Origin of the sequence: Streptomyces avidinii (genome assembly GCF_014650695.1) — a bacterium.
Classification (GTDB): Bacteria; Actinomycetota; Actinomycetes; order Streptomycetales; family Streptomycetaceae; genus Streptomyces; species Streptomyces avidinii.
The window spans coordinates 129,684-145,370 of the sequence record NZ_BMVL01000009.1 but is presented as its reverse complement, the minus strand read 5'-3'; the positions used below and the strand labels follow the sequence as shown (position 1 = coordinate 145,370).

The following is a 15,687-nucleotide window of genomic DNA, read 5'->3' as shown; positions in this document are numbered from 1 at the left end:
CGAAGGCAGTCGAAGCCCGACGCCGATCGACGAGACGCGGGGACCCCACGCGCTCGGCTGCGCCCTCCAGAGCCCCTGACCTGCTGTGCAGTCCGCTCTGCGCATCCTGGGACGGCCGTGAAGCTCTAGCTCTCCTCGGCGAGCACGAAAATCTATGACGGCTGGAGTAGACATTGGGCGGTGGCCTGGTTATGGTTTCTCTCGTAGCTCAGAGAGACAGCAAGGCCCGGCAGAGACGAACTGCCGGGCAGCAGTACCCGTAGTTGCAGTGCGCAGGACGGTGCGGTGGTGGAGTTCCGAAGCCAGGGTTGTTGCAGGACGGCGACGGGACTGACGACCGGACCGGGGGGCCCGCAGTGATCAGGGGCCGCCGAGAGCAGTACCGCAGTTAACGCAGTGGCAGTACCCGAAGTAAGTGCAGTTCGCAGTACCCAGCAGTGAAGTGAGTGAGCAGCACCTCGGTGAAGGCGTCGGCTGCGGGCGCGCGCACCGGGAGGTTCGGCAGTGGGGTTCTAAGCCAGAGCAGACGCAGGATGGGCGACGGGGCTGGCTGCCGGAGAGTGGCGCTGGGTCAGGCCACCAGCAGTATGCAGTACCGCAGTATCAGCAGTGCAAGCAGTAACCCGCAGTTGCAGTCTCTCCCGCTGGTAAGCAGTTGATCACCGAGGGAAGAACGGAGGAGTTGAGGCGCCATCAGGATCGCCCGGGCGGAAGTCTGAGCCCGGGTACCGCAGGACATCGATAGTGAGGTGGTCTCCGGTCAAGCAACCGCGATCCCCGCACTCCCGGCAGCGTGTCGGCCGGGTCGGCGGAAACAGTAGGCCGGCGCAGGACTAGGGCCGGCAGATGGTGTAGCAGTTCCTTCGGGGCCCTGGTGCTGTACGCACCAGGGCCCCTCCTCGTATTCCGACCCCTTTTCCTCTACCTGTTTCGCAGTGAGGTGCGATGACAGCAGACGACTCGTTCGGCCGTCTCGACGACGACGACTACCCCGCCTACACCATGGGCCGGGCCGCCGCCATGCTCGGCACCACCCAGGGCTTCCTCCGCGCCATCGGCGAAGCCCGCCTCATCACCCCACTCCGCTCCGAGGGCGGCCACCGCCGTTACTCCCGCCACCAGCTGCGCATCGCCGCCCGCGCCCGCGAACTCGTCGACCACGGCACCCCCATCGAGGCCGCCTGCCGGATCGTCATCCTCGAAGACCAGCTCGAGGAAGCGCAGCGCGTCAACACCGAGTACCGCCGCGCAGCGGTCGAGATCAGTCCACTGACTGTGGCCTGAGGCAGGCGTGCCCGCCGGTCTCGGCGGGCACGCCTGCCCGTGCACGTCGGGGCCGTGACGCGTGCTCGCGCCCCCTGGTGACAGCCCGTCGTGGGCGTGTAGCGTCTGCGTCAGCTGTCGTGGTTCGGAAGTTCCCCTTTGCCCACGCGTTCGGCGTGGGCGTTTTGCTGTGCTGTGCCGCAGGAGCCAGGGCGATCACCTCCGCCTCCCGCATGGAGCGGGAGGCGTTCATCGACTGGAAGGCGTCAGACATGGCTACGGGAACTGTGAAGTGGTTCAACGCGGAGAAGGGCTTCGGCTTCATCGCCCAGGACGGCGGCGGCCCGGACGTCTTCGCCCACTACTCCGCCATCAACTCCTCGGGCTTCCGTGAGCTCCAGGAGGGCCAGACCGTGACCTTCGACGTCACCCAGGGCCAGAAGGGCCCCCAGGCCGAGAACATCACCCCGGCCTGACCTTCACCACCCGCGGGCACCGAGACCGGCACGTAAGGCTGCCCCCTGCAGCTCGTACTGCTCGACCCGAACAGCGGACCCCTGCGATGTCAGGCAGGATCCGAGGCGTACCGAATCAGGGCCGCGCAGCTGCTGCTGCGCGGCCCTGATCTGCGTCCAGGCCGGGGCGACGTGGGTTTCGACGATGACCTGGATGTCGAGGCGGTTCGCGCGGAGCTCAGGGAGGTGACCGTGCCGGCGTGCCGGAGCGCGGTGGTGACGAGCCGGGATCGTGTCAGGCCGGCTCGGACAGGACGCGGGTGGCCTCGGGGAGCTCGTAGACGTGAGCGGCCACCCCTTGCAGCGGCAGGAGAGGGTGCAGGGGACATGAGGTCGGGGTGTGGTCGTGGTCGACTTCCCAGGTGGGCAAGCGTGCGGCCGGGGCGCAGATGGTGGAGACGGCGTAGAGGGTGCCGGAGCAGCCCCGGCACACCAGAGAAGCGTGGATCACGTGAGTGCCTCCGGATGAACCGACTCGGCTGTGCCTTCCACAGGGCGGGGCTCCCCCGCTCTGTGGAGCTGGCGCCAGGTGCTTTCTGCGGCTGCCGCCGCCGGTCTGTGCGGCGCGGCTGGAGTTCGCCCAATGATCATCCGTCACGTTCGTCAAAACGATTCTTCCATCCTCAAGGACACCGGTGCGGGGTGGACAGCCGTCCCGGGGATTGCCCCGAGCGCCCCCAGGCCGGGGGCCCCTGCGGCCCTGGCACCTGCCGTTCCGGCAGTCCGCATACGGCGGCGACCGGCCGTAGGGCCGGAAGCCGGCGTAAAGGGCCCATCACGACCTTGCCCTCCGCCCGGGGCAGCACTGCCGCCCCCAGCCGCTCCTTGTGCTGCGCATCTGCAGCCCCGGCATCGGCCGTGCGTTCGAGTTCGATTACCTCCTCGTCCGCCATGCAAAAATCTATGACGGCTGGAGTAGACATTGGGCGGTGGCCTGGCTATGGTTTCTCTCGTAGCCCAGAGAGACAGCAAGGCCTGGCAGAGACGAACTGCCGGGCAGCAATACCCGCAGTTGCAGTGCGCAGGACGGTGCGGTGGTGGAGTTCCGAAGCCAGGGTTGTTGCAGGACGGCGACGGAACTGACGACCGGACCGGGGGGCCCGCAGTGATCAGGGGCCGCCGTCAGAAGTACCGCAGTTGACGCAGTGGCAGTACCCGTAAGTGCAGTACCCAGCAGTGAAGACAGTGAGCAGCACCTCGGTGAAGGCGTCGGCTGCGGACGCGCGCACCGGGACGTTCGGCAGTGGGGTTCTAAGCCAGAGCAGACGCAGGATGGGCGACGGGGCTGGCTGCCGGAGAGTGGCGCTGGGTCAGGCCACCAGCAGTATCAGCAGTGCAAGCAGTAATCAGTTGATCACCGAGGGAAGAACGGAGGAGCCGAGCGCCATCAGGATCGCCCGGGCGGAAGTCTGAGCCCGGGTACCGCAGGACATCGATAGTGAGGTGGTCTCCGGTCAAGCAACCGCGATCCCCGCATTCCCGGCAGCGTGTCGACCGGGTCGGCGGAAACACAGGGTCGGCGCAGTATCAGGGCCGACAGATGGTGTAGTAGTTCCTTCGGGGCCCTGGTGCCGTACGGCACCAGGGCCCCTCCATGCGTTCCATGAGAGAGGTTCAATGACAGCAGACGACTCGTTCGGCCGTCTCGACGACGACGACTACCCCGCCTACACCATGGGCCGGGCCGCTGCCATGCTCGGCACCACCCAGGGCTTCCTCCGCGCCATCGGCGAAGCCCGCCTCATCACCCCACTCCGCTCCGAGGGCGGCCACCGGCGCTACTCCCGCTACCAGCTGCGCATCGCGGCTCGCGCGCGGGAGCTCGTCGACCAGGGCACCCCGATCGAGGCCGCCTGCCGGATCATCATCCTCGAGGACCAGCTCGAGGAAGCACAGCGCATCAACGCCGAATACCGCCGCGCCGCCGAATCAGGCGCGCCGCCGGCCTCGGCCTGAGGTGAGGGTGCCCGTCGGCATGGGCGGGCCGCGCACCCAGAGGGCTGCGTTCGCGGAACCGGCCCGCCTCGGTCGTCATCGTCGGGTCGTGGCTGCGCGCCGGGTCGTGGGCGGAGTGCTATTCAGGCGCTGATGCTTCTGCGAGGTCCGCCCCGGCGTCTGCGTTGCGCGCGTCCTGATGGGTGCCGTGCCAGTCCAGACACATGACCGTGGCGTCGTCCTGGAGGCGGCCGCTGTGAGCGTGCAGCACCGCTGCGACCAAGGCCCGGGAGGCCTCGCGGGGGTGGAGATCGCATGTGTCCACGATCAGAGAGGGCAGATCCACCTCGACAGCACGGCGCTCCAGCATGCCGTCGGTGAGCATCACCAGCCGGTCACCCGATTGCAGGTCCAGCCGCTGCACCCGGTAGGCGGCACGGGGACGGACCCCGAAGGGTAGATCCACTTCGGGAACGATCTCCTCGACCCTTCCGTGTCTCAGGCGCAGCGGCCAGGGATGCCCCGCGTTGACGAACCGAGCAGTCCCCGTCGCGCAGGCTGACGTGCAGCAGCTGCCCGGTGACGAAGCCCCGCCTGCCGTGGTCGACGACGGCCCGGTTGGCCTCCAAGGCCTGCACTTCGAGCTCGGCGCCGGCACGTCTGGCCCTACGGAGGGCGCCCACCGCGAGGGTGGCGAGGAGCGCGGCTTCCACGTCGTGGCCCATGGCATCGGTGACGGAGAGCTGCATGGTGTCGCGGTCGACGACGTAGTCGAAGGTGTCACCTCCGACGTGCGTCGCCGGTTCCAGCGCTCCGGCGACCGTGAACTGGGCCGCCTCACATGCCAGCGAGGTGGGAAGGAGCCGGTGCTGGATCTCGGCCGCCAGGTTCAGGGGCCGCGTACGGCGGCCCCACTGGTAGACATCGGTGAAGGACCGGTTCGCGATGACGATGTAGGCCAAGGCATGGGCGGTCACACCGATCTGCCCCATCGCGTCCTCATCGGGGTGATCAGGAAGGAAGAGCTCCAGCAGTCCGATCGCGTCGCCGCGGTTGGTCACGGGCGCCACGACCCTGACCGCTCCGGTGCCCTCCCGCTGCACGGCCGGCCGCTGTGTGCGCACCACGTCCCCGTAGAGGGTGCCGGGCAGAGAGATGCGCCGAGGCGGCTCGTCGGACCTGACGTCGTCGGCCGCTCCCAGCCGTACCACCGAAGATCCGGTGAAGTCGACGATCAGGAACGAGACCGAGGCAGCCTGCAGGCGGTCCCGGAGCAGCCGCGCGACAACGTCCAGGGACTCGACCGGGGAAGTGGTTTCCGCTGCCGCGAGCGCGCCGGCAAGGTCCACTTCCCCCTCCTGCTCTCGGCCGGCACACCACTGCTGGGCGCCCGGATCCCCATCCTCAGTGGGTGGCATGGCCTCGCCCCTTGCCGGAAGGCAGTAGTCGCACTCGACACGAGGGCTGCTGCCCGACTCTCGCCGGACCGCCCGAGGCCTTGACGGTCGTCAACGCAGCCGCGCCAAGGCGCCTGCACGTGGACCGTTCCCGGGCCCGCGGCCACGCCCGGCACCCGTCCGAGGAACCCACCGGACCGACCGGTGCCCACCTTGCCCGAGGACCCGCGGACCGGGGGCCTGCCTGCGCCCGTGAAGGCTGTGCTGCCCGACTGGATCACCCGAACAGCAGGCACGGCTCCCCTGCCGGCTCGCACGGCGCTCACGGCCTCGGCAGGGTCAGCGCGCGGGCATCCGGCGACGATTCCGGGCCGGCGTACACCTTGATGACTTCCTCGATGAAACTCCGGGTACCGTCCGGGCTCAGAGCCTGGGCCTGCAAGTGCGCATACATGTCGCCGTAACGTCGAACGTCGGATCGTTTCTCCAGATAGAGGTCGCTGGTGAACCTCTCCAGATACACCACGCTGCCATCGGTGGCCTCGGCGAACTCGAGCAGCGTGAACTGTCCCGAGACACCCGGGTGCGCACCCGCATCGTGGGGGAGAACCTGCACGGTGATGTGTGGCTGGGCGCTGAGGTGGGTCAGATGCTCCAGCTGTTCGCGCATGACCTCGCGGCTGCCCACGACGCGCCACAGCGCCGATGCGTCCAGCACGACCCATAGGCGCAGCGGGTTGCCCGGGGTGCGCAGCCGGTCCTGGCGCCGCATCCGTATTTCGAGGCGTGTGGCGGCCTGTTCGGCAGTGGCGGGAGGGATCGTTCCTGCGATGACCGCCCGTGCGTAGGCGGAGGTCTGCAGCAGGCCGGGGATCACCAGGGGCTCGTAGCACCGGACCGCGGCCGCCTCGGCCTCCAGGCCGATGTAGGCGCCGTACGGGATGTCGTCGTAGGCGTTCCACCAGCCCTGCCGACCCGATTCCCTGGCCATCTGCATCAAATCGTCAACGCGCCGCTGATCCTGGACTCCGTACAGCCCGCAGAGATCTCGCACATCACGGGGCTTGATGATGCGGCGGCCGTTCTCCAGCAGACTGATCTTGGGCTGGGAGATCAACAGGCATGCCGCCACCTGCTGCGTCGTCATGCCGCTGATCTCCCGGAGCCGACGTAGCTCCGACCCCAGTCGGCGCCTGCTGACGGTGGGATTGACAGTGACACCCACGAGGGCATACCTCCGCTCCAAGAACCTTGCGCTGGCGAGAAGACTGCCACGGCCAGCGCAGCTGGATCCGCCTTTGCTCCACGTCAGGCACCGCAATTCGCGCCGGGCACAGCGCGACCCGAACTTCGTTTTGCATCTCAGCCGGCTGACCATATTTTCCGGTTGCAATGAATAAATGACGGGCATCGCCCGGCCGGTGCGCGGTATTCAGCGCGTCTTCAGCCGGATGTCGCTGCCGGTCCAGGGCTCGCGTCTGTTGCATCGGGTGTGGTGGCGATGAGGATCTGAGCGGCCCGGGTGATGTTGTCGGCGCGGACGGCGCGGGCCATCGCTTCGCGGGCGGCGTCGGCGGTGGTGTCCGGGGGGACCACCAGCAGGGCGAAGTGGTCGTTGTGGCCGCGGGTGATGAGGACGGTGTCGTCGCCGACGGGGTCGGAGTCCAGGTGCACGATCCGGTCGTCGATGACCAGGCGGGTGGGGAGGACGTTCCAGGCGGATGCGTCCACGCCGACCCGGGTGATGGGCCCGAGGTACTCGGTCAACGCGCTGATCAGCGCGGGCAGCTCGGTCTCGATATCGCGTGTGCGCGGCCACCACGCACCGTCCAGGAGCCCCTCCCGGGACCTCGTGGTCTCCAACCGCAGTAGCGCCGTGCCCGGTTTGACCGCCCGGTGGATCGCATCCGGCAGGAGCAGCGGGGGTGTGCGGGGGGTGTCGGAGTCAGTCATGTGGGTCCGCCCGTCTACGGGGGCGCCGTGCCTCGACACAGGTCGCACAGGTGCCGACCTGCGACGTACGCGAGCCCGCCGTCGTTTCACGGTACTCCCGCCGCCCGCGCCAGCGCTCTCCACAGCGCCTCCGCCGGAAAATGCCTGGTCAAACCGGCCACAACCCATCGAACAGGCGTACAGTGAAAGCACCGGAAGTACTTCGCGCACCGGCTTTCACGCAGGTGTCACTTCTGGCGATCGCCTAAAATTCGGACTGCCGACGGGCAGTCCGGGGGCAGGTCCGCATCATGACCACCACCCTTGACCGGACCGCGCCCCGCGACCTCGCCGCAGAGCTCCCGGCACGCTTGTCCCTCACCCCGAGAACCACACTCGCCGGCCGGCTGGACGGGGCCTGGTGGCCCCACTCCCGCGATCTCGAAGCGGAGCTCCCGCCGCTCGCGGCCGCCCTGGAGGAACCCTGGGGCCGCGTCACCCGCGTCTGCGTGAACCCCACCCGCTGGCCCGTCGTACCGCACACCGTGCCCGTGGACGGGCGCGTGCTGCACGTGGGCTGGTTCACCGAACAGGACCCCGACAAGCTGATCCTGCTCTCCTACACCGTGGGGCGCTGGGACCTCCTCGTCATCCCGCCGGAGACCGAGCCCGCCGCCGCGGCCCGCCTGATGGCCGCCGCCGCAATACCGGGCAGCGTCCTCACCGCAGGCGTCCTGATGACCAACGAAGCCGCCATCGGACGCGGCATCCGCGACGCCCAGCGCCAGGAAGCCGGCTGGGAGAGCGAAGGCGGGGCCTGCATGTCCCCCTTCGGGAGCCCGATGGACCGGAGCACCCTGTCGCTGCCCGGAATCGGCTGGAGGTGAGCCCCGTGGAGACCATCGTCCTCATCGCGGTGATCATCCTCGTGACCGGCATCGGAGTACGGCTGATCCACCTGCTCAACGCCCAGCACGACGCCCGGATCGAGGCCTACCGCTTCAGTGACCCCCTGCCGAGACCTCCGGGTCTGCCGGACGACACCGGTCGTCGAGCCCACCACACAGGTGCCGACCGGTGAGGAACAGAGGCCTTCCTCCGACCGGGGGCAGCGGGCGGGGCGCCACGGCGCCCCCACCGCCGTCTTCCCGCCCACTCCGAAAGGGAACACGCCTACGTGAAGTACATCGAGACCCAGACACTGCCGTCGCTCGGGCACGCCGAGGTCCGGATCATCGCGCACACTCCGGAAGCCGCCCGCGCGGTCGCGGAGGCGCTCCGCGGCTGTTTCGCAGGCGCGGAACAGCGCAGCTACCCCGCCCTCGACGGCAACACCCGCCTCCACCTCACCGTGGACACGGCGGCACCCGCCGGCCCCGCCCGCTCGTGGCTGGCCGCCAGTAGGACCCCCGTCGGCACCGGCGCACACTCCGACGAGATCTGAGAAGCCCCGACCGACCCCGGAGCGCGCCCCACCCCACCTACGAAAGGACGCGGTCATGGCCACACTGCGCGAACGCAGGACCTACCGCGACCAGGTGCTCCGGGTCCTGTACGAAGCCGTCGAAGGCAACCGCCTCCTCGGCATCACCGGAGCACAGCTGCGGCGCGACCTCCACGTACCGGAACAGGACCTCGCCGCCGCCTGCACCTACCTGGCCGGCGAAGGCCTGATCACCGTCGACTGGGAACCCGGCAACACCCCCGCGATGGTCACCCTCACCCACCAGGGAATCCGGAACATGGAGGCCGAGGAGGAGGAGCAGGGCTGAATGCCCTTGCACAGGTGAAGGGCCCGGCACGTGGGGTACCCGGTCAACGAAGGCCCAGGTCACAGACCTGGGCCTTCGTCGTTGTCCAGACCTCTCGAATGGACGCATGTCATGGCCCGGTCCGCGTGAACACACGCGACGGGAGCGGGGCGGGCAGGGCCCCTGGTCGGCGGAGCGCATTCGGGTACGGCCCAGAAAGCGGCCGAACCGCCGGGCGGCTTCGTAGGACATGATCGTTTCTGCATGATGCCCTCACCGGTATGACCGCACCCACCCGGCTCGCTCTCGCGGCCGCCATCACCGCCGCCCTGGCCCTGGGCGCTCCGCTGGCGGCCGCCTCGCAGTCCGCTCCCGCAGCCCCGGAGCCCACCCCGGCACCCCTGGTCCGCGCGGCCAACCCGGTACCCGGCCAGTACATCGTGACCCTCGACAAGCTCGTCGACCCGGCCAAGGCCGCCCAGAAGCTCGGTCTGAAGCCGACGTTCCTCTACAACAAGGCCCTCAACGGCTTCGCCGCCCCCCTCACCAGCCTCCAGCTGACGATCGTCCGCAACAGCCTCGGCGTGAAGGCGGTGGAGGAGGACGCGAAGGTCCAGTCCGTGCCGAGGCAGTCCCCGGCGACCGGTACCCGCGCGCCGTCGAGCTCCTGGGGCCTGGACCGGATCGACCAGCAGCAGCTGCCGCTCGACAACACCTTCACCCCCCAGGGCAACGGCGCCGGGGTGACCGCCTACATCCTCGACACCGGCATCGACTACCAGCACGCCGAGTTCGGCGGCCGGGCCACCTTCGGCTTCGACGCGATCGGCGACGGACGCCAGGGCCAGGACTGCAACGGCCACGGCACGCACGTCGCGGGCACGGTGGCGGGCAGGACGTACGGCGTCGCGAGCAAGGCGAACCTGGTCAGCGTCCGCGTCCTGGGCTGCGACGGGAAGGGCACGTACTCGGGAATGATCGCGGGCTTCGACTGGGTGGCGAAGAACGCCGCGCAGCCGGCGGTCCTCAACGGCTCGCTGGGCGGGGACCTGTCGCAGGCCCTCAACGACGCCGCGACCGCCCTCTCCGACGCGGGTGTCCTGCCGGTCCTCGCGGCGGGCAACGACGCGAAGGACGCATGCATGGTGTCCCCGGCCTCGGCCGAGCGGGTGGTCACGGTGGCGGCGAGCAACCGCTACGACGAGGAGACGGACTTCTCCAACTGGGGTACGTGCGTCGAGCTCTACGCGCCCGGTGAGGACATCACCTCGGCCAAGCTCGGCGGCGGGGCCGTCTCCCTGAACGGCACCTCGATGGCCTCGCCGCACGTCGCCGGGGTCGTCGCCCTCTACAAGCAGGAACACCCCAAGGCGGACCCGGCCGAGATCGCCGAGTACCTGGGCGACTCGTCCACCAAGGACGTGCTGTCCAAGGTCAGCAAGAGCTCCCCCAACGAGCTCCTCTTCACCAACGGGCTGTAGCCCCCGCCCCTTCCTGCCCGGATATCCCCGCCCAAGGCCCAGGTCATCGACCTGGGCCTTTCCAGGGGCAGGGGTCGAGCTCACAATCCGGCGCGGTGTTTCGTCGAAGTGCCGAGAGGCGAAGCGGACGAAACGAACCAGGGAGCGGTCGCGACCATGAGCACCCCATCCGAGCCGGGGCCCGACAGGACCGAGGTCGAGCCCGCGGCCTGCCGGCAACTGGCATCCTCGGCCCGCCGACGTATTCACGCCTCTCGGGCCCCGTCGGCTGCGACGGCCGGACAGGCAGGCCTGGTACGGGACTTCAAGGAGGCGTGGCAGGCCAAGGACATCAAGGCACTCGTCGATCTCCTCGACCCCGACGCCACGATGACCGCCGACGGCGGCGTCGGCACCGTGCTGCGCCCGGTCGAAGGCGGCGAGCACATCGCCCAGTACCTGATCCACATCGCCGACAAGGCCCCTGGACTGGCCCTCCTGGAACGGACGGTCAACGGCCGGCCCGGCCTGGTCGCCCAGCTCTCCGGCGTCACCGTGACCGTGGCGGCGTTCAGCCTCGACGGCGGCCGCATCACCCGCATCTGGGCGGTCCGCAAGCCGGAGAAACTCCGCCCGTGGACCGAGAACGGACACGACTGAGAGCCATCGGCCTGCCCCGGCCCCGGCCCCCGCAAGCACCCATGTACCGGAGCACACGACACACATGCGCATACGAATCCTCCAAGCACTCGCCCTGCTCGCCACCGGCCTCCTCGCCGGGGCGTTCGGGTACGGCGCCGCCAACCTCGTCCCCACCTTCAACGCGGTACCGCTCGACATGCGCCTGTCGTTCCACGCCGAGCTGATGAAGATGAACGGCATCACGATGCAGGCCGCGATGGCCGTGTCGACGCTGAGCTCACTCACCCTCGCCACGCTGACGCGCGGACGTGCCCGGCTGATCGCGGGTACGGCGGGGCTGCTGACCCTCGCGTCCTTCCTGATCACCCGGCTCTGCAATGTGCCGATCAACGGCCGGATCAAGCAATGGGCACTCACCGCGGCCCCGGCCGACCACGCGGAGATCCTGCGGCGCTGGGAACTCTTCAACAACCTGCGCACGCTCACCGCCCTCACCGCCTTCGTCCTGCTGATCGTCCTCGTCCTGAGGCGACCGCCGGCCCGGGCATCATCCGAGCAGCTCGCTTCGCAGTCCAGGATGCAGACCGTCGCCGTGCGTGTCAGCGTGATCGGAGAGGAGTCCGTACCCCACGCATCAAGAGGAGTCGCCGTCATGGACGGTAGGCAGGAAAAGGGGCAGGAGCCGGGCACGGGTCGCGAGGCGCAGGAGCACCACCGCCCCGGAGACCCCGCACAGCCCCGGCCCGGCAGGTCGTCCCGCGAGAAGGGACAGAAGGGCGGTCAGGAGAAGACCTCGCGCCGCCGCGAGGACGACCTGCTGCGCGAGGAGGACCTGCACGGCGAGGGCTTCTGAGGTCTGCGATTCTGAGGCCCTGGCCGGCTCTGAGGCCCTGGCCGGCTCTGAGGCCCTGGCCGGCTCTGAGGCCCTGGCCGGCTCTGAGGCCCTGGCCGGCTCTGGGGCCATGGGCCCTCCGACCGGCGCAGCACCGCGTTCGACGGCCTAGATGCGGGCGAACGTCTCGGTCTGCCGGGCGAACTCCTGGGCCATGGCGGCGCTGACCGTGGGCCTGGTGTCACCGATCGTGCGCAGGTAGTCGTCGGTGGTGGGACGGGCCCGGGTTCCGGTGTCGAAGGTGCGCTCGAACTGGACCTGTGAGACCGTGCGCGCCACATGGGCGATGTCAGCGGGGGTGAAGCCCTCACTGGCGGACGCCAGCACCGCGCTGTCGGCCTCCGCGCCCGCTCGGGCCAGGTAGCTCTCCCACAGCGCGGTCCTCGCGCGATTGTCGGGCGGGCCGATCGGCAGCACGTAGTCGAAGCGGCCGTGCCGCAGGAACGCGGGATCGAGCGTGGTCACGTCATTCGTGGCGCAGACGAGCAGCCGTCCGTCCTGGCCCCGGAACCGGACGATCGCCTTGAGCAGTTCGTTGACGACGCCCACGGCGGCCGCGTCCGCACCGCTGCGGGTGCCCGCGATCTCCTCGACCTCGTCGATGAAGACCAGGACGTGGTCGAGCCGGGCGATCTCGTCGAAACGCCGGTTCAGCCCGCTGGCCAGCCCGTACTCGGCGGCCAGCCGGGCAGGGAACAGTTCGAGGAGAGGCCATCCCAGACGGCTGGCGATCGCGTGCGCGAAGGTGCTCTTCCCCGTCCCGGGCGGACCGAAGAGCATCACGGCCCGAGGCGGCTCCACTCCGTGCTGGGCGGCCATTTCCGGATGGGCCAGGGGCAGGACCAGGCGCCGCTCGATGAGCTCCTTCTCCCTCTGCATGCCCGCGACCTTCTGCCACAGTCCCCCGGGCGGCAGCTCCGCTCCCAGCGACGCGAGCATGCTGACCGCCTGAGGGGTCACCCGCCCGCGCTTCTCGAAGAAGACCATGCCCGGCCGGGCGCCGAAGCCGCAGTTGTGCAGGGCCGTGGCACCGGTCTCGCCGTCGGGCAGGACGGCGTGCACCGTTCGGACTCCACCGGCGAACAGCCGGTGCTCCAGGGCCGTGATCAGGTCGCTGCCCAGCCCCCGGTGCCGCCAGGCGGGCGCCATGCTGATGCGCAGGATCCACGCCCGGTCCCCCTCCACCCTGCTCACCACGGCGCCGACCACCACCTCGTCCGCCGTGGCCACCACCGCCGGGTGGAGAGCCTGGAGGGCCGCCACGGCGTCCGAGAGCGGAAAGAGGGGTGACTCCTCGGCCGTGCCGCTCTCCGCATCGACGCGGATCACCGCTTCGAGATCGTCCTGGGCGTAGTCCCTGACGCGCCAACCCGTCATGATCATCTCCGCGTGTTCGGCCGTACTCCCATCATCGGCCGATGTGCACGGGACGCGCGCGACAGGGGCCGCGCACCCCCGCCGTGACAGGTCGACGACCTGGGGCCTTCGTCGTCACCGGGGAGTGGTGTCCCGCCTGCCGCTGCGACCCGGGCCCGGCAGGATCCGAAAGAGACGGCCTAGGATCGCGAGCATGGCCCTGATCATGAGTGACGTGGACCGGTTCGAGACCGCCAGGCCGCGGCTGGAGGCCATTGCCTACCGGCTGCTCGGCTCGGCGAGCGAGGCCGAGGACGCCGTGCAGGAGACGTTCCTGCGCTGGCAGGCGGCCGACGTCGGGCGGATCGAGGTGCCCGAGGCCTGGCTGACCAAGGTCCTCACCAACTGGTGTCTCAACATGCTCACTTCGGCACGCGCCCGGCGCGAGACGTACGTGGGGAGGTGGCTGCCCGAGCCGCTGCTCACCGGGGACCCGATGCTCGGTCCGGCCGACACCGCCGAGCAGCGCGAGTCGGTGTCGTACGCCGTCCTCGTCCTGCTGGAACGCCTGTCGCCGGGCGAGCGGGCGGTGTACGTACTGCGCGAGGCCTTCGACTACCCGCACCGGGAGATCGCCGAGATCCTGGAGATCACCGAGGCCGCCAGCCAGCAGGTCTACCACCGCGCCAAGAAGCACATCGCGGACAGGAAGGCACGCACCGAGATCGACGAGGCCGCCGCCCGGAAGATCATCGAGGAGTTCCTGGCCGCGGCGACCAGCGGCCGCACCGAACCCCTCGTACGCCTGCTCACGCAGGACGCCGTCGCGGTCGGCGACGGCGGCGGAAAGGTCCCGGCCCGTGCGAAGGCGTTCGAGGGCGCGCTCGCGGTCGCGACCTTCATGCGCGGCATGTTCAAGCCCAGCGCGGCCAAGCGGGCCCATGTGGGCGGTACGCCCGAGATCTATGCCGCGAGCGCCAACGGCGGGCCCGCCATCGTGGCGGTCGTGGACGGCCGGGTTGCCGGGATCATCTGCCTGGAGGCCACCGCGGAGGGCATCGCCGCGATCCGCAGCCAGGTCAACCCCGACAAGCTGGTCCGCGCGACCGAGCAGTGGGCCGCCGCGGACCACGGGGAGGCGCCGCTCCACACCCTCTGAGGCGATGTGGCACAGGTCACATTCCGATCCTGTCAGGAAACGTCGGGCTGTCCGGTTCAAGGGGCGAAACCACGCCGGACAACGGCGGGGCCCCGTCCAGACAGGAGCACGGACATGCAGCACCGCATCGTCGTCCTCGGAGCCGGCTACACCGGTGCCATCGCCGCCGGTCGCCTCGCCAAGCGGCTGCACCACGAGGACGTCACCATCACCCTCGTCAACCCCGAGGCCGACTTCGTCGAGCGCGTCCGGCTGCACCAGATCGCGGCCGGCCAGGACCTCAGGCCCCGGCCGTTCGGCGAGATGTTCGCGGGCACGGGCGTGGAACTGAAGCTCGCGAAGGTCACCGCCGTGGACGTGGACCGCAAGGTAGTGACGGTCGCCGCCCCGGTCGCCGCCATCACCGGCCCCGAGCGCGAGGAACTGGAGTACGACACCCTGGTCTACGCCCTCGGCAGCGGCTGGAACGACGGGGGCGTCCCCGGCACCGCCGAACACGCCGACGAGATCTCCAGCCGGCCCGGCGCCCTCCGCCTCCAGGGCCGCCTGGCGGCCCTGGACGCCGGCCGGCCCGTGCTCGTGGTCGGCGGCGGCCTGACCGGCCTGGAGGCCGCGACCGAGATCGCCGAGGCCCGTCCGGACCTCGACGTCGCGCTGGCCGCCCACGGCGCCCTCGGCGAGTGGCTCTCGGAGAAGGGCCGCGCCCACCTGCGGAAGGTGGTGGACGGGCTCGGCATCACGGTCCACGAACACACCGAGGTCGACGCCGTGGAGACGGACCGCGTGACGACCGCCGACGGCCGGACCATCCCGGCCGAGGTCACGGTCTGGACCACCGGCTTCGCCGTCCACCCGATCGCCCGGGCCACCGCCCTGGAGCTCACCGACCAGGATCAGATCGTGGTCGACACCACGATGCGCTCGGTCTCCCACCCGGACGTGTACGCCGTGGGCGACGCGGCGATGGCGATGGGCCCGGGCGGCAAGCCGCTGCGCATGTCCTGCGCCTCGGGCGTCCCCATGGCCTGGCAGGCCGCCGACGCCATCGCCGCCCGTCTCGCCGGCACCAAGGTCCCGCACATCGGCATCCGTTACTCCCAGCAGTGCATCTCCCTCGGCCGCAAGCAGGGCCTGATCCAGTTCGTCACCGCCGACGACCGGGCAGTCGAGCGCGCGCTGACGGGCCGCCTGGCCGCCCGCTACAAGGAACTGATCTGCAAGGGCGCGGCCTGGGGCGTCGCCAACCCGACCGTGGGCATGCCGTCCCGCCGCCGGCGTGTCGTCGGGCAGGAGACCGGCAGCCGGGCACGGACGGAGGCAGCGGTCTGAATCCTGCGGGAAAGGTGTTATCGCCGCGCGCCTCGCGGGTCTCCTTCTGTGTCAGG

The 15,687-nt window shown here is 69.9% G+C and carries 15 protein-coding genes and 2 pseudogenes; 12 read left to right on the top strand and 5 right to left on the bottom strand.

Translation table 11 applies throughout. The features are described 5' to 3' along the window. Positions 1–945: 945 nt before the first annotated feature. Positions 946–1,284, top strand: coding sequence for a helix-turn-helix domain-containing protein (locus tag IE257_RS23830; protein ID WP_189971828.1), 339 nt, complete (start codon positions 946–948; stop codon positions 1,282–1,284). A 251-nt stretch (positions 1,285–1,535) separates the two neighbouring features. Further along, positions 1,536–1,739, top strand: coding sequence for a cold-shock protein (locus IE257_RS23825; protein WP_048475199.1), 204 nt, complete (start codon positions 1,536–1,538; stop codon positions 1,737–1,739). A gap of 274 nt (positions 1,740–2,013) precedes the next feature. On the opposite strand, the gene IE257_RS23820 is transcribed toward IE257_RS23825, so the two are convergent. Further along, the gene (locus IE257_RS23820; RefSeq protein ID WP_189971826.1) at positions 2,014–2,229 is read right to left on the bottom strand and encodes a hypothetical protein; all 216 of its coding nucleotides are present in this window, start codon (positions 2,227–2,229) and stop codon (positions 2,014–2,016) included. A gap of 1,166 nt (positions 2,230–3,395) precedes the next feature. Here IE257_RS23820 and IE257_RS23815 point away from each other — a divergent pair. Further along, positions 3,396–3,734: a MerR family transcriptional regulator gene (locus IE257_RS23815; RefSeq protein WP_189971824.1), complete on the top strand. Its 339-nt coding sequence runs from the start codon at positions 3,396–3,398 to the stop codon at positions 3,732–3,734. Between the two features lie 118 nt (positions 3,735–3,852). Here IE257_RS23815 and IE257_RS23810 read toward each other — a convergent pair. The 3 genes and pseudogenes from IE257_RS23810 to IE257_RS23800 all read right to left on the bottom strand — a co-directional run bounded on the left by IE257_RS23810 (position 3,853) and on the right by IE257_RS23800 (position 7,063). Next, positions 3,853–5,062: pseudogene (locus tag IE257_RS23810) on the bottom strand (PP2C family protein-serine/threonine phosphatase). A 370-nt stretch (positions 5,063–5,432) separates the two neighbouring features. Then, positions 5,433–6,335 carry a helix-turn-helix domain-containing protein gene (locus tag IE257_RS23805; protein ID WP_189971822.1) on the bottom strand — a complete coding sequence of 301 codons (903 nt, stop codon included), beginning with the start codon at positions 6,333–6,335 and terminating at the stop codon, positions 5,433–5,435. A 218-nt stretch (positions 6,336–6,553) separates the two neighbouring features. Then, positions 6,554–7,063 carry a DUF5994 family protein gene (locus IE257_RS23800; protein WP_189971820.1) on the bottom strand — a complete coding sequence of 170 codons (510 nt, stop codon included), beginning with the start codon at positions 7,061–7,063 and terminating at the stop codon, positions 6,554–6,556. Positions 7,064–7,353: 290 nt separating this feature from the next. Between IE257_RS23800 and IE257_RS23795 the strand changes: the two genes are divergently transcribed. From IE257_RS23795 to IE257_RS38545, 7 genes and pseudogenes are all read left to right on the top strand, one after another. After that, positions 7,354–7,929, top strand: a complete 576-nt coding sequence (locus IE257_RS23795) for a DUF5994 family protein (RefSeq protein ID WP_189971818.1) — start codon at positions 7,354–7,356, stop codon at positions 7,927–7,929. A 5-nt stretch (positions 7,930–7,934) separates the two neighbouring features. Continuing rightward, on the top strand, positions 7,935–8,123 hold the full coding sequence (locus IE257_RS23790; RefSeq protein WP_189971816.1) for a hypothetical protein: 189 nt from the start codon (positions 7,935–7,937) through the stop codon (positions 8,121–8,123). Between the two features lie 96 nt (positions 8,124–8,219). Then, complete coding sequence (locus tag IE257_RS23785; RefSeq protein ID WP_189971814.1) at positions 8,220–8,486, top strand: hypothetical protein; 267 nt, start codon at positions 8,220–8,222, stop codon at positions 8,484–8,486. A 55-nt stretch (positions 8,487–8,541) separates the two neighbouring features. Continuing rightward, positions 8,542–8,814 carry a hypothetical protein gene (locus IE257_RS23780; protein ID WP_189971812.1) on the top strand — a complete coding sequence of 91 codons (273 nt, stop codon included), beginning with the start codon at positions 8,542–8,544 and terminating at the stop codon, positions 8,812–8,814. A gap of 260 nt (positions 8,815–9,074) precedes the next feature. Then, positions 9,075–10,274 (top strand): S8 family peptidase, encoded by a 1,200-nt coding sequence (locus IE257_RS23775; protein ID WP_189971810.1) that lies wholly within the window; start codon positions 9,075–9,077, stop codon positions 10,272–10,274. Between the two features lie 201 nt (positions 10,275–10,475). Then, positions 10,476–10,913, top strand: a pseudogene (locus IE257_RS23770) (sigma-70 family RNA polymerase sigma factor family protein); the annotation flags it as partial. A gap of 64 nt (positions 10,914–10,977) precedes the next feature. After that, positions 10,978–11,748 carry an anthrone oxygenase family protein gene (locus IE257_RS38545; protein WP_229920624.1) on the top strand — a complete coding sequence of 257 codons (771 nt, stop codon included), beginning with the start codon at positions 10,978–10,980 and terminating at the stop codon, positions 11,746–11,748. 147 nt (positions 11,749–11,895) lie between these two features. Here the strand turns inward: IE257_RS38545 and IE257_RS23755 are convergent, their stop codons facing one another. Continuing rightward, entirely contained in the window at positions 11,896–13,164 is a 1,269-nt protein-coding gene (locus tag IE257_RS23755; protein ID WP_189971808.1) for an ATP-binding protein, read from the bottom strand. A gap of 193 nt (positions 13,165–13,357) precedes the next feature. Here IE257_RS23755 and sigJ point away from each other — a divergent pair, with 193 nt between their 5' ends. Together sigJ and IE257_RS23745 are read left to right on the top strand one after the other, a co-directional pair. Further along, the gene (gene sigJ, locus IE257_RS23750; protein WP_189971806.1) at positions 13,358–14,302 is read left to right on the top strand and encodes an RNA polymerase sigma factor SigJ; all 945 of its coding nucleotides are present in this window, start codon (positions 13,358–13,360) and stop codon (positions 14,300–14,302) included. A 114-nt stretch (positions 14,303–14,416) separates the two neighbouring features. After that, the gene (locus tag IE257_RS23745; RefSeq protein ID WP_189971804.1) at positions 14,417–15,631 is read left to right on the top strand and encodes an NAD(P)/FAD-dependent oxidoreductase; all 1,215 of its coding nucleotides are present in this window, start codon (positions 14,417–14,419) and stop codon (positions 15,629–15,631) included. Positions 15,632–15,687 lie beyond the last annotated feature (56 nt).

Coding starts and splice junctions, on each gene's coding strand:
- IE257_RS23830 (WP_189971828.1), top strand. CDS start 946: ATGACAGCAGACGACTCGTTCGGCCGTCTCGACGACGACGACTACCCC.
- IE257_RS23825 (WP_048475199.1), top strand. CDS start 1,536: ATGGCTACGGGAACTGTGAAGTGGTTCAACGCGGAGAAGGGCTTCGGC.
- IE257_RS23815 (WP_189971824.1), top strand. CDS start 3,396: ATGACAGCAGACGACTCGTTCGGCCGTCTCGACGACGACGACTACCCC.
- IE257_RS23800 (WP_189971820.1), bottom strand. CDS start 7,063: ATGACTGACTCCGACACCCCCCGCACACCCCCGCTGCTCCTGCCGGAT.
- IE257_RS23795 (WP_189971818.1), top strand. CDS start 7,354: ATGACCACCACCCTTGACCGGACCGCGCCCCGCGACCTCGCCGCAGAG.
- IE257_RS23780 (WP_189971812.1), top strand. CDS start 8,542: ATGGCCACACTGCGCGAACGCAGGACCTACCGCGACCAGGTGCTCCGG.
- IE257_RS23775 (WP_189971810.1), top strand. CDS start 9,075: ATGACCGCACCCACCCGGCTCGCTCTCGCGGCCGCCATCACCGCCGCC.
- IE257_RS38545 (WP_229920624.1), top strand. CDS start 10,978: ATGCGCATACGAATCCTCCAAGCACTCGCCCTGCTCGCCACCGGCCTC.
- IE257_RS23755 (WP_189971808.1), bottom strand. CDS start 13,164: ATGACGGGTTGGCGCGTCAGGGACTACGCCCAGGACGATCTCGAAGCG.
- sigJ (WP_189971806.1), top strand. CDS start 13,358: ATGGCCCTGATCATGAGTGACGTGGACCGGTTCGAGACCGCCAGGCCG.
- IE257_RS23745 (WP_189971804.1), top strand. CDS start 14,417: ATGCAGCACCGCATCGTCGTCCTCGGAGCCGGCTACACCGGTGCCATC.